At 65.0% G+C, this 15,052-nt stretch carries 11 protein-coding genes; 9 read left to right on the top strand and 2 right to left on the bottom strand.

All coding sequences use genetic code 11. The features are described from left to right. Positions 1–5 precede the first annotated feature (5 nt). The 7 genes from ruvB (at position 6) to H0193_RS12440 (ending at position 11,349) form a co-directional block, all read left to right on the top strand. Positions 6–1,082, top strand: a complete 1,077-nt coding sequence (gene ruvB / locus H0193_RS03240) for a Holliday junction branch migration DNA helicase RuvB (RefSeq protein ID WP_181888534.1) — start codon at positions 6–8, stop codon at positions 1,080–1,082. 157 nt (positions 1,083–1,239) lie between these two features. Beyond that, positions 1,240–3,165: a protein translocase subunit SecD gene (gene secD, locus H0193_RS03235; protein ID WP_338026580.1), complete on the top strand. Its 1,926-nt coding sequence runs from the start codon at positions 1,240–1,242 to the stop codon at positions 3,163–3,165. Between the two features lie 2 nt (positions 3,166–3,167). Next, positions 3,168–4,358, top strand: a complete 1,191-nt coding sequence (secF, locus tag H0193_RS03230) for a protein translocase subunit SecF (protein ID WP_181888532.1) — start codon at positions 3,168–3,170, stop codon at positions 4,356–4,358. Between the two features lie 14 nt (positions 4,359–4,372). Then, positions 4,373–5,995, top strand: coding sequence for an ABC transporter substrate-binding protein (locus H0193_RS03225; RefSeq protein ID WP_181888531.1), 1,623 nt, complete (start codon positions 4,373–4,375; stop codon positions 5,993–5,995). 16 nt (positions 5,996–6,011) lie between these two features. Continuing rightward, a complete protein-coding gene (locus H0193_RS03220; protein WP_181888530.1) occupies positions 6,012–6,587 on the top strand; it encodes an adenine phosphoribosyltransferase in 576 nt (191 codons plus the stop codon). Between the two features lie 47 nt (positions 6,588–6,634). Beyond that, positions 6,635–8,911: a RelA/SpoT family protein gene (locus H0193_RS03215; protein WP_181888529.1), complete on the top strand. Its 2,277-nt coding sequence runs from the start codon at positions 6,635–6,637 to the stop codon at positions 8,909–8,911. A 185-nt stretch (positions 8,912–9,096) separates the two neighbouring features. Then, positions 9,097–11,349, top strand: coding sequence for a 5'-nucleotidase C-terminal domain-containing protein (locus tag H0193_RS12440; protein WP_181888528.1), 2,253 nt, complete (start codon positions 9,097–9,099; stop codon positions 11,347–11,349). A gap of 225 nt (positions 11,350–11,574) precedes the next feature. Here H0193_RS12440 and H0193_RS03205 read toward each other — a convergent pair whose 3' ends face one another. Together H0193_RS03205 and H0193_RS03200 are read right to left on the bottom strand one after the other, a co-directional pair. Beyond that, positions 11,575–11,874 (bottom strand): hypothetical protein, encoded by a 300-nt coding sequence (locus H0193_RS03205; RefSeq protein ID WP_070843972.1) that lies wholly within the window; start codon positions 11,872–11,874, stop codon positions 11,575–11,577. A gap of 142 nt (positions 11,875–12,016) precedes the next feature. Further along, positions 12,017–12,976, bottom strand: a complete 960-nt coding sequence (locus tag H0193_RS03200; protein WP_181888527.1) for a peptidylprolyl isomerase — start codon at positions 12,974–12,976, stop codon at positions 12,017–12,019. Positions 12,977–13,081: 105 nt separating this feature from the next. Between H0193_RS03200 and H0193_RS03195 the strand changes: the two genes are divergently transcribed. Both H0193_RS03195 and hisS read left to right on the top strand, forming a co-directional pair. After that, positions 13,082–13,717, top strand: coding sequence for an MBL fold metallo-hydrolase (locus H0193_RS03195; protein WP_181888526.1), 636 nt, complete (start codon positions 13,082–13,084; stop codon positions 13,715–13,717). 47 nt (positions 13,718–13,764) lie between these two features. After that, on the top strand, positions 13,765–15,051 hold the full coding sequence (hisS, locus tag H0193_RS03190; protein ID WP_181888525.1) for a histidine--tRNA ligase: 1,287 nt from the start codon (positions 13,765–13,767) through the stop codon (positions 15,049–15,051). Position 15,052 lies beyond the last annotated feature (1 nt).

Below are 15,052 nucleotides of genomic sequence, written 5' to 3'. Positions count from 1 at the left end.
CAGCCGTGTCCGACGTGGAGAAGACAGAGTTTGAACTGCCGGACGGGTTCGCGGCGAAGCCGCCGTCGCCAGTAGACGCGCATGCGCAAGCAGACGAGCACGACATTGAGCGTTCGCTGCGCCCAAAGTCGATCAACGAATTTATCGGCCAGCCGAAGGTGCGCGAGCAGCTCAACCTCGTGCTCGCGGGCGCGCGAAGCCGCGGTGTGACCCCGGACCACATTCTGCTGTCCGGCCCGCCCGGCCTGGGCAAGACGACCATGGCCATGATCGTCGCGCAAGAGCTGGGCACCTCCCTGCGGATGACATCTGGCCCGGCCCTCGAGCGCGCGGGTGACCTCGCGGCAATGCTGTCCAATCTGATGGAAGGCGACGTGCTTTTCATCGACGAAATCCACCGCATCGCCCGCCCGGCTGAGGAAATGCTCTACATGGCGATGGAGGATTTCCGCATCGACGTCATCGTCGGCAAAGGCCCCGGTGCGACGTCGATCCCGCTGGAGATTCCGCCGTTTACCCTCGTCGGCGCCACCACCCGCGCCGGCATGCTCACCGGTCCTTTGCGTGACCGCTTCGGCTTTACCGCGCAAATGGAGTTCTACGACGTGGAGGACCTGACCAAGGTGGTCAGCCGCGCCGCGCAAATCTTGGGGGTCGGCATTGACACCGACGCCGCGGTGGAGATTGCCTCGCGCTCCCGCGGCACGCCGCGCATCGCTAACCGCCTGCTGCGGCGCGTGCGCGATTTCGCGGATGTGCACGGCGACGGACACGTCGACCTTGGTGCCGCGCGCTCGGCGCTGAGCGTGTTCGACGTGGACGAGCTCGGCCTTGACCGGCTGGATAGGGCGGTGCTGGACGCGCTGATCCGCGGCCACGGCGGGGGACCGGTGGGAGTGGGCACGCTCGCCATCGCGGTCGGTGAGGAGCCGGGCACTATTGAAGAGGTGTGCGAGCCCTACCTCGTGCGCGCCGGCCTGATGTCGCGCACCGGGCGTGGGCGGGTGGCCACGGCGGCGGCGTGGGAGCACCTGGGGCTGCAGGCGCCGCCGGACGCACCGGGCCAAATGTCGCTCTATTAAGGCTGACACGGACCGGACTGCTGGTTTTGCGGGGCTATGCCGTAGCATGTTCCGTTGTGTCTTCACCGGCACGCTGTTCACTCATGCCGCTTCATGGGTGTTTTGGGGCCAGGTGGAGGAGAAAAATTGGAGCTCGGAAAGCAGAGGAGTCAGCTCAGTGTCCAACAGCACTCGGCGGTCCCGCGAAGTGAAGGGGAAGAAGCGCTGGCCTGCCCGGCTACTCGCGCTTTTCGCCCTCATTGTCATCGGCGTCTACGCCCTAGTCTTTTTCACCGGAAGCAAATCCGCTGAGCCGAAGCTCGGCATCGACCTGCAGGGCGGCACGCGCGTGACCCTAGTCCCGCAGGGCGAGGAACCGACCAACGAGCAGTTGCAGGACGCCCGCAAGATCCTTGAAAACCGTGTCAACGGCATGGGTGTCTCCGGCGCGTCCGTGGTCGTGGACGGCAACACGATTGTCATCGAGGCAGCCGGCGACGACACCGCTGAGATCCGCAACATCGGCCAGACTTCCCAGCTGTTCTTCCGTCCGGTGCTCGACCCGCCGGCGGCGGACAGCACAAAGGTCGACGATGTCATCCTGGACATGACCAACGAGTGGGTCGAGTACGGCATTTTCACCCCGCAAGAGGGCCAGGCAGTGCTCACCCAGATCGCGGCCCGCAAGGAGGCGGCGGAGAAGGAGAACGAAAAGGCTGCCGAAAATCCGCAGGATCCAAACGGCGAGGGCAAGGACGCCGCGCCGAAGGAAGAGGAAGAGCCTGCCGCGCCGAAGGACGTCCCGCAGCTGAGCGCCGAGCCGCTGCCGGAGCCGGACGGCCCGGTGGAGGCGGCGGAGCGCCGCCAGGAAACGACGGACATGCTGCGCCGCACCCGCCAGTCCACTGATCCGACGGAGCAGTTCGCGGCCCTGACGCTCATGTCCGCGCGCTGCATGGGCCAGATCACCGACCCGCTCGCCGGTTCCGACAAGGCGGACCTTCCGCTCGTTTCCTGTGACCCGACTTCGGGCCAGGCGCTGCTTCTCGACGAGGTTCCCTTGCTCGACGGTGTCACCGATCCAGACGGACCGCGCCTGACCGGCGAGCAGATCGACACCAACCGCGCGATCACCGGCGGCTTCAACCCGCAGTCCAGCCAAATGGAAATCAGCTTCGCCTTCAGCCAGGCGGGCGAGCCCAACGGTTCCGAGACGTGGGCACGCCTGACCAGCGAGATGCTGCAGAAGCAGATCGCCATCACTCTGGACTCCCAGGTGATTTCCGCGCCGGTGATCCAGGGCGCGACCCCGGTCGGCAACGCAACGTCCATCACCGGCAACTTCACTCAGGAAGAGGCTGAAAGCCTTGCCAACAACCTGCGCTACGGCGCGCTACCGCTGTCCTTCGCCGGTGAAAACGGCGAGCCGGGCGGCACCGCACTGTCCGTGCCGCCGTCACTTGGCCAGGCATCCCTGAAGGCCGGTCTGTACTCCGGCCTGGTGGGCCTGATCCTGGTGGCGCTGTTCGTCTTCGCCTACTACCGCCTCTACGGCCTGATCTCCCTGGCCTCGCTGGTTGCCTCAGGCGCGCTCGTCTACGGCACGCTGGTGCTGCTGGGCCGCTGGATCGGCTACTCGCTGGACCTGTCCGGCATCGCCGGCCTTGTCATCGGCATCGGCGCAACCGCCGACTCGTTCATCGTCATCTACGAGCGCATTAAGGATGAGGTGCGCAAGGGCAAGACGTTCCGCTCCGCCTCCGCATCCGGTTGGCAGCGCGCGAAGGACACGGTCGTCACCGGCAACATGGTCACATTGATCGCCGCGGTCATCATCTACTTCCTGGCTGTCGGCGACGTGAAGGGCTTCGCCTTCACCATGGGCCTGACCACCGTCTTCGACCTGGTTGTGACCTTCCTTGTCACCGCGCCGCTGCTGATCATCGCGTCGCGCAGCAAGTTCTGGTCCAAGCCGTCCGTCAACGGCATGGGCAAGGCGTTCAAGACTGCAGAAGCACGGCGTGCGGAAACCCGTGGCGTCGGGGAGCAGGATGGCGTCGAAAAGCATGAGCTCGAACCGGCCGCAACGAATGAGGAGATCTAGACATGTCGAGCACCAAGGCAACATCGACACACACCTCCACTGACGCGGCGGGCACCGCCGCCCCCGTGAAGGCGAAGCGCTCCGCGGAGACGCTCTACGACGGCTCCGGCGCCATCGACTTCGTGGGACGCCGCAAGCTCTGGTACGGCATCACGTTCGTGCTTGTGGTGATTTCGCTGCTGGCAATGCTGCTGCGTGGATTCAACATGGGCATCGATTTCGAAGGCGGCACCAAGATGACCATGCCGGCCGGCGACCTCGTCGCCGAGCAAGTGGAGGAGACCTTCGTCGACGCCACTGGCGTAACTCCGGAACTGACCCAGATCGTGGGCGCCGGCGACACACGCACCCTGGAGATCAACTCCGAGCACCTCAGCCAGGAACAGATCGACGCCGCACGCCAGGCAATCTTCGACGAGTACCAGGTTGAAGACCACACCGGCGAGCCCAGCGCCGACGCCATCGGCGACTCCACGGTGTCGGAGTCTTGGGGTTCAACCATTACGAACCGCATGCTGCTGGCGATGGCGGTGTTCATGGTCGCCGCTGCCGTGTACGTGGCTGTCCGCCTGCAGCGTGAAATGGCGGCCGCCGCCATGGCCGCGCTCGTCGTGGACGGTGTCCTGATCGCCGGCTTCTACGCCCTGTTCGGCCTAGAAGTCACGCCGGCGATGATCATCGGCCTGCTCACGGTGCTGACCTTCTCCCTGTACGACACCGTCATCGTGTTTGACAAGGTGCGCGAGAACACCTCGGGCGTGCTAGATTCGCGGCGCTCCACCTACGCCGAAGAGGCAAACCTGGCCGTGAACCAGACGGTGATGCGTTCCATCTCCACCTCCGTGATCTCGGCGCTGCCGATCGTGGCGCTGATGGTCGTGGCGGTGTGGATGCTTGGCGTGGGCACGCTGAAGGACCTGGCGCTGATCCAGCTCATCGGCGTGATCGAGGGCATCTTCTCCTCGCTGTTCCTGGCTACGCCGCTGCTGGTGAGCCTGGTGAACCGGAAGAAGAAGTACAAGGAGCACAACGCCGCAGTGGAGCGCTACCGCGCCCGCGGAACCAGCGAGTTGGAGGAAGCGACGACCGAGGAGGTCGCCCACGAGAAGCGCCAGGTGGCCACGCCAGTGCGGCGCACCGACGCCGCAACTGACGGTACCGCCGGATCCGCAACCTGGCGTCCCGGGCGGTAGACGGCGGCACGCACATGGCAGGACGTTTCATACGGGGACTAGCCGCGGTTGCCGCCGCGGCCATCGGTTATGCCTCGCTCGCAGGGTGCGGCACGGCAGACAACGACGACAACCAGTCGAAGAAGCTGTTCGGCTACCAGGTGCTCGGTGAACTGCGCACCACAAATGCCGGCACGCTCGAGGGCGCCACCGACATGGCTGAGGTGCTATCTGGTCGTTTGTACCCGGGTGTGTACGTGCCGGGCCCGAGCGGGCAGATGATCCCGAACACGGATTTGGTCACCACCCAGGTGCTGCCGAGCGATCAGCGCAAGGTGATCTACACCTTGTCCGACGCCGCGGTCTTTTCCGACGGCACGCCGGTGACTTGTTCCGACTACTTGCTCACGTTCACAGCCGGGCATTATCCGGGCATGTTCGGATCGCACATGCCGCTTTTCGACGACACGGAAGCGCTGTCGTGCACCCCAGGCGCCAAAGAATTCACTTTGACGTTCAAAGAGAAGCGGGGCGCACGCTGGCGCGGATTGTTCGACGCCGGCACGGTGCTGCCAGCCCACGCCGTGGCCGCGAAGCTGGACAAGAGCGTTGAGGAGCTGGACCACGACTTGCAGTCTGGCGATTTCTCCCTGCTCAAACCAATTGCCAATGTGTGGCGCCACGGCTTCAGCCTCTCCGAGTTCGACCCCGATCTGCAGGTGTCCTTCGGCCCCTTCAAGATCGCTGAGGTAGGAGAGCGCGGTGAGGTGACGCTAGTCGCTAACGAGCACTATTACGGCGACGCGCCGCAGACTTCAGAAATGGTTGTCTGGCCCGGGTCCGCTGACTCCGGAGAACTGGCGGCGGACGAGGCGCTGCGCATCGGCGATCTGCGCGAGACCTCCCCGGCATGGCACAACGTCAACGCCGAAGGCAACCGGCTCAGCGTTGACACCCAGATCGGCGAGCTGACTGAGGCGTTGACGTTCCCGGAGATCGGCATGTGGGCGATCCCCGAGAACCGCCAGGCGTTTGCCAAGTGCGTGGACCCGCGTGCCGTCGCTAAGGCATCCAGCGGTGTCGCCGGCCTCGACGTGCCCGTCGCACCGCTGCACGTGCTGCAGCACGCTGACCCACTGGCGGCGCGCCTCAACGACGTCGCAGCCCCCAATCTCGACGTGGACATCGAAGCCGCGTCTGCGCTTTCGGGCACAGAGATTCGCATCGGCTACCCCTACCCGGATGCGCGGTTCGCCGCCATGGTGGAGTCCATCCGCCGCACCTGCGAGCCCGCCGGTATCACGGTCACTGACGTGACCGAGGGCGGTAAAACGCTTGCGGACTTGCCTCGGGCGGAGTACGACGAATGGGGCACCGAGACCTGGACCGACGGTGCCGCCGATGTGATCTTGCACGCCACGGACCCGATGCGGGAGTTCCCGTCCGCGAACAACCGCGCCCAGGAACTCGGCGCCCTGCGCGCGCAGGAAGGTCACCTATGGAAGCAGCTGCCGTCCATTCCGCTGGCCGCACAGCCCCGCACCTTCGCGGTGGACGGTGCAGTGCGTAACGTGGTGCCGTACACGGGTCTTGCCGGCATCGGCTGGAACATGGACCGGTGGCAGCTGAATTCAGAGACAACCCCGGCCGAAAACTAACAGGAGAATTCAACCAATGGCCCCCACACCTATCGACGGCAACCGCTACGCCACCGCCCGAGACGCGCTGAAGGACAAGATCCGCCAGGTGCAGGACTTCCCGGAAGAGGGAGTCCTGTTCGAAGACCTCACACCGGTGCTCGCGGACCCGGCGGCGCTGAACATCGTCATCGCGGAAATGGCCACCGCCAGCCGCAAGCTTGGCGCGGACCTCGTCGGCGGTTTGGACGCGCGCGGGTTCCTGCTCGGCTCTGCTGTGGCGTATGAGCTCGGCACCGGCATCTTGGCCATCCGCAAGAAGGGCAAGCTGCCGCCGCCGGTGATCACGCAGGAGTACACCACCGAATACAGCTCGGCCGCACTGGAGATTCCGGCGGACGGCGTGGACATCAGCGGCAAGAGCATCGTGCTTGTGGACGACGTGCTGGCCACCGGCGGCACCCTCGTCGCCGCCCGCGACCTGATCGAGCGCGCCGGAGGCACCGTCGCAGGCTATGTGGTCGTTCTTGAGGTGGCGGGCCTCGGCGGGCGCAGCAAGCTTGGCGACGCTCCGCTGGTGGTCCTCGGCGAAGAGCACCCCGAGAAGGCGTAGGATTACGCTTTTAGTCGCTGGAGTAGTTCTGGAATCGGAGGCTGGGAATGACTGACAAGCCGGTGAAGAGGACAGGCCCCTCCGTGCGCAGCATGTCTGCCCGGCTAGCGCGCTCGTTGACGGGCAACAGCCGCTCCAAGACAAACCCAGTGCTGGACCCGCTGCTGTCGCTTCACCGCAAGTTCCACCCGAAGGCGGACGCGGAGCTGCTCGACCGCGCCTACTCCACCGCGGAGCGCCTGCACGAGGGCGTGTTCCGCAAGTCGGGCGATCCGTACATCACGCACCCGCTGGCGGTTGCGACCATCTGTGCCGAAATTGGCATGGACACCACCACGCTGGTGGCGGCGCTTTTACACGACACGGTGGAGGACACCGATTACTCGTTGGACGACCTCACCCGCGACTTCGGGCCCGAGGTAGCCAAGCTGGTCAACGGCGTAACCAAGCTGGACAAGGTCGCCCTCGGTGCGGCGGCGGAGGCGGAGACGATCCGCAAGATGATCGTTGCTATGGCGGAAGATCCGCGCGTGCTGGTGATCAAGGTGGCGGACCGCCTGCACAACATGCGCACGATGCGCTTTTTGCCGCCGGAGAAGCAGGCGAAGAAGGCGCAGGAAACACTTGACGTCATCGCCCCGCTGGCGCACCGCTTGGGCATGGCCAGCGTGAAGTGGGAACTGGAAGACTTGGCCTTTGCCATCCTGCAGCCGAAGAAGTACGAGGAGATCGTTCGCATGGTTGCGGACCATGCGCCGTCGCGCGACAGGGCGCTGCGGGAGATCACCGAGGTGCTGCAGCGCGAGCTCGCATCCAACGGCATCACAGCCGAGGTGATGGGCCGCCCGAAGCACTACTGGTCCATCTACCAGAAGATGTCCGTGCGGGGCCACGACTTCAACGAGATCTTCGACCTGGTTGGCATGCGCGTGCTGGTGGACACCGTCAACGATTGCTACGCGGCCATCGGCGTGGTCCACTCCCTGTACTCCGTGATGCCGGGCCGGTTCAAGGACTACATCTCCAACCCGCGTTTCGGTGTGTACCAGTCGCTGCACACGACTGTGATGACGCAGACGGGCCGCCCGCTCGAGGTGCAGGTGCGCACCCACGAGATGCACTACAACGCTGAGTTCGGTGTTGCGGCGCACTGGCGCTACAAGGAGACGAAGGGCTCGCACAAGGGCGACCAGTCCGAGGTGGACCAGATGGCGTGGATGCGCCAGCTGCTGGACTGGCAGAAGGAAGCCGCGGACCCGAACGAGTTTCTGGATTCTCTGCGCTACGACCTGACCAGCCAGCAGATCTTCGCCTTCACCCCGAAGGGCGACGTGGTGGACCTGCCTGCGGGGTCCACGCCGGTGGACTTCGCGTATGCGGTGCACACCGAGGTCGGCCACCGCTGCATCGGCGCCAAAGTCAACGGCAAGCTGGTCACGCTGGAAACCGAGCTCAAGTCCGGCGACCGGGTGGAGATTTTCACCTCCAAGGACCAGAACGCGGGCCCGTCGCGCGACTGGCAGGACTTCGTTGTCTCCCCGCGCGCAAAAGCGAAGATCCGCCAGTGGTTTGCCAAGGAGCGCCGCGAAGAACAGCTTGAGGCAGGCCGCGACGCGCTCGCCGCAGAAGTGCAGCGCGGCGGGCTGCCCATGCACCGCCTGTTCACCAACGAGTCGATGCGGCAGGTGGCCACGCGGCTGCACTACCAGGACGTGGACGCGCTGTACACCGCTATCGGTGCTGGCAATGTTTCCTCCCAGCACGTCGCGCACCTGCTCATGGACATGTTCGGCGGCGATGACGATGCCGTCGATGCGCTCACCGCGCGCACCCCGATGTCGGCGCTGGTGCGCCCGCAGGCCAGCGGCGACGGCCCCGCGATTCTGGTGGAGGGCAGCCCGGATGTGATGGCGAAGCTGGCCAAGTGCTGCCAGCCGGTGCCCGGCGACGCCATCTTCGGTTTTGTCACCCGCGGCGGGGGAGTGTCGGTGCACCGGACGGATTGCACGAACGCCAACAAGCTCAAGGACGAGCCGGAGCGCCTGGTGGACGTCGAGTGGGCGAACCAACGCTCGCACAAGAGCGCGTCGCGAGCCACCATCCAGCTGGAGGCGCTGGACCGCAACGGCCTGCTCACCGAGACCACCGGGGTGCTCTCGGAGGCGAAACTGCCAATTTTGGCAATGTCGTCCCAGGCGGGCGACGACCGCATCGCCACGATCCGTTTGACCATCGAGGTCTCCGACATCAAGCAGCTCGGTTCCATCATGAACCAGATCCGCAACATTGAGGGAGTCTTCGACGTCTATCGCGTGACTGCCTAACGACGTCCAACGGTTGCCCACGCCCTCCTCTGAGCCGACCTTAAGGTGTCCAATAGATGAAATGTTGGTGGACGCGAGGTTATTTTCCCAGCGCAGAGCGGCGAGTGGCGGGAAGTTGCGCTGCGGAGTGGAGGAATCAGGGATAAAAGGGAAGGACACCATCCCCCGACACCGAGGAGTCTCCCGTGTTTGATTTCCGTCGCGCTGGCGCCCTGATCGCCGCAACCACCACGACCGCTGTGGTGCTCACCGCAGCACCGTTCGCTGCAGCAGCTGAGGCTGACCAGGTCACCATCAACGTTGCCAACATCACCGACTTCCACGGTCGCCTGAAGTACAACCCGTCCACGACCACGGTGAAGGACGCCGCAGGCAACCCGGTCCTCGACGAGAATGGCAAGGAAGTCAAGGAAATCACCCCGAAGGCCGGCGACGAGATGGGTGCCGCCAATGTCGCGGGCATCATGAACTACCTGCGTGAGCAGAACCCGAACACCATCGTCACCACCTCCGGTGACAACCAGGGTGGCTCGGCGTTCGTTTCCTTCATCTCCGACGACAAGTACACGATGGACTTCATCAAAGCCATCGGCACCGACGGCTCCGCTGTGGGCAACCACGAGTTCGATAAGGGCTACCAGGACCTGATCGACCGCATCGTTCCGGGCACCAATGACAAGCAGCTCGGCGCGAACATCTTCGTTGATGGCGAGCAACCGGTGAAGCCGTACACCATCGTGGAGAAGGAGGGCGTGAAGGTTGCCCTGGTGGGCACGACCTCCAACCTCACCCCGGAAAAGTCCAGCCCGGCCAACGTTGCGGGTGTGAAGTTCACGGATTCCGCCGAGCAGGTCAACGTCGAGGCCAAGAAGCTCAAGGAGTCCGGCAAGGCTGACCTCGTCATCGCTCTGATTCACGATCCGGCCCACACCAGCGCACCGAAGCTCGACGCGAAGTACGTCGATTTCGTATTCGGTGGCGATGACCACATCAAGCGCCTGGAGCTCGACCGCGACGGCAAGGTTCCGTACGCGCAGTCCCACGAGTACGGCAAGGTCGTCACCGATATTGCTTTCACCTACGATAAGGCCGAGAAGAAGCTCGTCGAGGTCGACGGTCGCCAGATCGAGGCGTCGCAGCTCGAGGAGCTCGGCATCACCCCTGATGCCGAGGTTGAGAAGATCGTTGCAGAGGCAGACAAGATTGCCAGCGAGCTCGGCCAGAAGGTCGTCGCCAACATCGCCGCCGACTTCAAGCGTGGCTCCAATCCGGAGGATAAGCCAGGCTCCAACCGCGGCACCGAGTCCACCGCGAACAACATGCTGGCGCAGTCCGCCGTCGCTGCGCTTTCCGCATTCCTCGACACCGAGATCGACTTCGGTGTGATGAACGCCGGCGGTGTTCGTGCGGACCTGACCAAGGGCGATGTGACCTACGAACAGGCCGCCACCGTCCAGCCGTTCGGCAACAACATCGCTGTTGCCAAGCTGTCCGGCGCCGCCATCAAGGAAGCGTTGGAGAATCAGTGGCAGACCCCGGAGGTTGCAGCAAAGTCGGGTCGCCCGCGTCTGGACATGGGCCTGTCCGACAACGTGTCCTACACGTACAACCCGAACGCTGAGCGTGGCAACCGCATCCTGGACATCCAGATCAACGGCGAGTCCGTGGATCCGGAGAAGGACTACACCGTTGCAGCGTCGACCTTCCTGCTCGACGGTGGCGACGCCCTGATCAACGCTGACGAAGTCCGCGACCGCAACGATGTGGGCTACAACGATCTGCAGGCATTTGTGGACTACCTGCAGACCGGCGACGCCCAGGTCCGTGAGGGCCAAAAGGACGTCGGCGTGGTGCTCCCGGAGGGCGGTCTGAAGGCTGGCCAGAAGAACACCATCGAGCTGACCTCCCTGAGCTACTCCTCCGAGGGCGAGGCGCAGGCTGAGACCGTCACCGCGAAGGTGGGCGAGGCAACGGCTACCGCCGACGTCGACAACGCGGTCACCGACGCCGACAAGGGCTTAGGCGAGCAGGGCCGCGCAAAGATTGAGCTGGAGATCCCGGCGGGCGTGTCCGGCGAGCAGACCCTGGAGATCACCACCGACAAAGGCACCAAGGTGTCCTTGCCGGTAACTGTTGCCGAGGCTGAAAAGCCGGCTCCGGAAGAGAAGCCGACCGAGGAGCAGAAGCCGGCTCCGGAAGAGAAGCCGACCGAGGAGCAGAAGCCGACCGAGGAGCAGAAGCCGGCTCCGGAAGAGAAGCCGACCGAGGAGCAGAAGCCGACCGAGGAGCAAAGCTCCGCTTCTTCCTCCTCCGACGCTCCGATTGGCGTCATTCTCGGCATCATCGCCGCTGTCCTGGCTCTCGTGCTGCCGCTGGCGCTGGCGTTCCCGATTGACTCCGTGCTTGGCCCGATCGCGCTGCTGAACAACAACAAGTAGGACGAGCACGATCCTGACCTGATAGAGGCTGCACGCGACAACGCCGCCGTTTCCCGCGAGGGGGAGCGGCGGCGTCGCCGTTGGCGCGGTCGTGGGGCTGGAACGAAAAGAACCGGCTACCTAGAGCCGGTTACCAACGGAAATTTTCGCTGGTAGCCGGTAGTAGGTAGCCGGTTGTGTTTTGCGCAGCGGCGCGAGTGTGCCCCGTGCGAGAACGCGGTGGCTCTAACGCGCGAACTTAGACGCGATGGACAGCACCTGGGTGAGCATGCCGATGATCGCGGTGACCACGGCGATCCAGCTCTTCAGCTCCTCCGGGCTCATGTCCTCGATAGAGGAGCCCTCTTCACTCGAGGAGGACAGGCTGTCCTTGATGGTCCTCTTGTCGGAGTCCTTGCCGCCGGAGTCCTTGGACTTGCTCTCTGCGGTGTCGTTGACCGTCGGAGCTGCGTCGGCGACTGCGGCGCCAGAAACCATGACCGCGGTGGCGGTTGCTGCCGCTGCAAGGCTGGTGCGAAGCTTCATCGAATTTTCCTCACTCGTAAAAATGTGTGTGCTTCTCGGAATGCTATCGGGTGCGCTGGTAGAGCGCTACCTAGGACAGTAAGCTCTGAGGCGATTCCCAGAGCTACGTCGCTTCAACGGGCTGAAGCGTTACTGCCCGCTGCTACTTCACGGTCGCCTTCTTGATACGGACCTCGTCTGCCGGGGCGCCGTCCTGTTCGCCGCCCTCGACGCCGGCCTCGGCAATCTTGTCCAAGGTGGAAAGGCCTTCGTCGTCGATGTGGCCGAAGTAGGTGTACAGCGGCGGCAGCACGGAGTCGCCGTAGTTGAGGAAGAACTGGGAGCCGTTGGTGTCCACGCCGGCGTTCGCCATAGCGATGGTGCCGCGGTCGTAACGCTGCGGCTGGCTGTTCTGCTGCAGCATCATCGTCTTGGCCTGCATCATCTCTTCCTCGGACGCGCCTTCTGGGATGCCCGCCTCAGACAGGTCGATGCCCTCGAGTGCCTGGTCGGTGGGCAGCTCGTTTGCGAACTGGAAGCCCGGGCCGCCGGCGCCGGTGCCGGCGCGGTCGCCGCACTGGAGCACCTTCAGGCCGTCGCCGGTGGTCAGGCGGTGGCAGACAGTGTCGTTGTAGAAGCCTTCCTCGGCGAGGTACTCGACGGCGTTGACGGTGCACGGGGAGGCCGCACGGTCCAGCTCCATGCCGATCGGGCCCTGGTTGGTGTCCAGCTCGACGGTGAGGGTGCCCTCGGTGGACACGCCGTCGGTCTTCGGGGTGCCAACGCCGTCGCCGCCCTGCTCGTCAGCCTCGTTGTAAGTGCAGTTCACAGTCGCCGGCAGCGCCTGCTCGCGCTTGGTGGCGATCGGCTCGAACTTCGACGAGTCGAACGGCTCCTGCTCCTCGGTGGTGGCCTCGGACGCGGCGGTGGATTCGGAGGCGGCGAGGTCCTCGCCGCTGTCGTTGTTGGCCGCGAAGTAGATGCCGCCGCCGATCAGCGCGATGACGGCCGCGGAGATCGCCGCCACCGACCACGGGCGGGACTTCTCCTTGCGGTCGCGCGAATCCAGCTCGCTTTTCAGGTGGGACAGGGCTTCCTTGCCGCGCTTTTCGTTCGATGCCACTGGGGTTTACACCTCGCCAATTTGTCGGGATGGGCGGAGTAGACGTCGATAAGCATCCGCCCTTGAACGGCTAGAAAGCCTATCAGCACCGTTATAGTGGCCAGCATGAGAATCGCCGGTTTCGCAGCAGGACCTTTTCAAACCAACTGCTATGTCGTTGCCAACGGGGATCGCGCGTTTGTGATCGATCCGGGGCTGGGCGCGCATGAAGCGGTGAGCCAGATGGCGCAGGAGCAGGGGCTGAACGTGGAGGCGGTGGTGCTCACGCACGGCCACATCGACCACATCCGCGACGCCGCCGCGTTCGGGGTGGAGACGTTTGTCCACCCAGCGGACGCGTTCATGCTGCTGCGCGGCGAGGGGGTGAGCGAGCAGGCGCGCCAGCTTTACGACGCCTCCGCCATGCCCCCAATCGACAATCCGACGCCACTTGAGGACGGGCAGACGCTGACCGTGGCAGGAGTGGACCTGCGGATCGTGCACGCACCGGGGCACTCGCCGGGCTGCGTGATGCTGGTTGCGGACGAGGTGGTTTTTTCCGGCGACGTGCTGTTCCGCGGATCGATTGGCCGCACGGACCTGCCGGACTCGGACCCGGCGCAGATGCAGGAGAGCCTCCGCGGGCCGGTGTGGGACTTGGACGACGAGCTGCAGGTGCTGCCCGGCCACGGTCCCGCCACGACCGTTGCACAGGAGCGCGCAACCAACCCGTACCTGCGCCAGGCCAACGCCGACCGCTAATCGGGCACTCGTCCCGGGCGAGGTTGCCTGCACTAGACTTGCGCGGTGTGAGCGAGAACAAGAACGACCAGTTTCAGAAGCTTTCCGCCCCGAAAGGCGTGCCGGACTACGTGCCGCCGCAATCGGCGGCGTTTATCCATGTGCGCGACGAGTTCGCCCGCCAGGCGCGCATCGCCGGCTACCAGCACATTGAGTTGCCGGTGTTCGAGGACACGACGCTGTTTGCCCGCGGTGTGGGCGAGTCCACGGACGTGGTGAGCAAGGAGATGTACACCTTCGAGGACCGCGGCGGCCGTTCCGTCACGCTGCGCCCGGAGGGCACCGCAGGCGTGATGCGCTCCTTCATCGAGCACAACATGGACCGCGGCTACCTGCCGGTGAAGCTGAACTACTACGGCCCGTTCTTCCGCTACGAGCGCCCCCAGGCCGGCCGGTACCGCCAGCTGCAGCAGGTGGGCGTTGAGGCCATCGGCATGGACGATCCGTTGCTGGACGCTGAGGTCATCGCGCTGGCGGACCGCAGCTACCGCGCCATCGGCTTAAGCGGGTTCCGTCTGGAGCTGACCAGCCTCGGCGACAGGAATTGCCGCCCGGCGTACCGGGAGAAGCTGCAGGAGTTCCTCTTCGACCTGCCGTTGGATGAGGAGACCCGCAAGCGCGCAGAGCTCAATCCGCTGCGTGTGTTGGACGACAAGCGCGAAGAGGTCCGCGAGATGACCGCGGATGCGCCGCTGATGCTGGACCACCTCTGCGACGAGTGCCGCGCCCACTTCGAGGCCGTCACCGCGGCGCTGGACAGCTTCGGCGTGCCGTACGTGATCAATCCACGCATGGTGCGCGGCCTGGACTACTACACCAAGACCACCTTCGAGTTCGTCCACGACGGCCTGGGCGCGCAGTCCGGCATCGGCGGCGGCGGCCGCTACGACGGTCTTATGGCCCAGATCGGCGGCCCGGACCTGTCCGGCATCGGCTACGGCCTCGGCGTGGACCGCGCCGTGCTCGCGCTTGAGGCAGAAGGCGTGGAGTTGGACGAGGCGGCCCACCGCGTGGACGTCTTCGGCATCGCGATCGGCGACGAGGCTCGCGTGAAGATGAGCAAACTTATCGACGAGCTCCGCGCCGCCGGCGTGTCCGCCGACATGTCCTACGGGCAGCGCGGACTCAAGGGCTCGATGAAGGGCGCCGACCGCGCCGGTGCGAGGTACGCGCTCGTGCTCGGCGAGCGCGAGCTGGAAGCCGGCGAGGTGGCGGTGAAGAACCTCGCGGAACACTCGCAGGAGTCCGTGGAGCTCTCTGTTCAGGCGGTGACTCAGGCGGTCACGGGAGCCTAGT

It is taken from the genome of Corynebacterium haematomassiliense (assembly GCF_013978595.1).
In the GTDB taxonomy this organism is placed as follows: Bacteria; Actinomycetota; Actinomycetes; order Mycobacteriales; family Mycobacteriaceae; genus Corynebacterium; species Corynebacterium lehmanniae.
The sequence above is the reverse complement of the archived record's forward strand: the minus strand, read 5'-3'. Positions and strand labels throughout refer to the sequence as shown.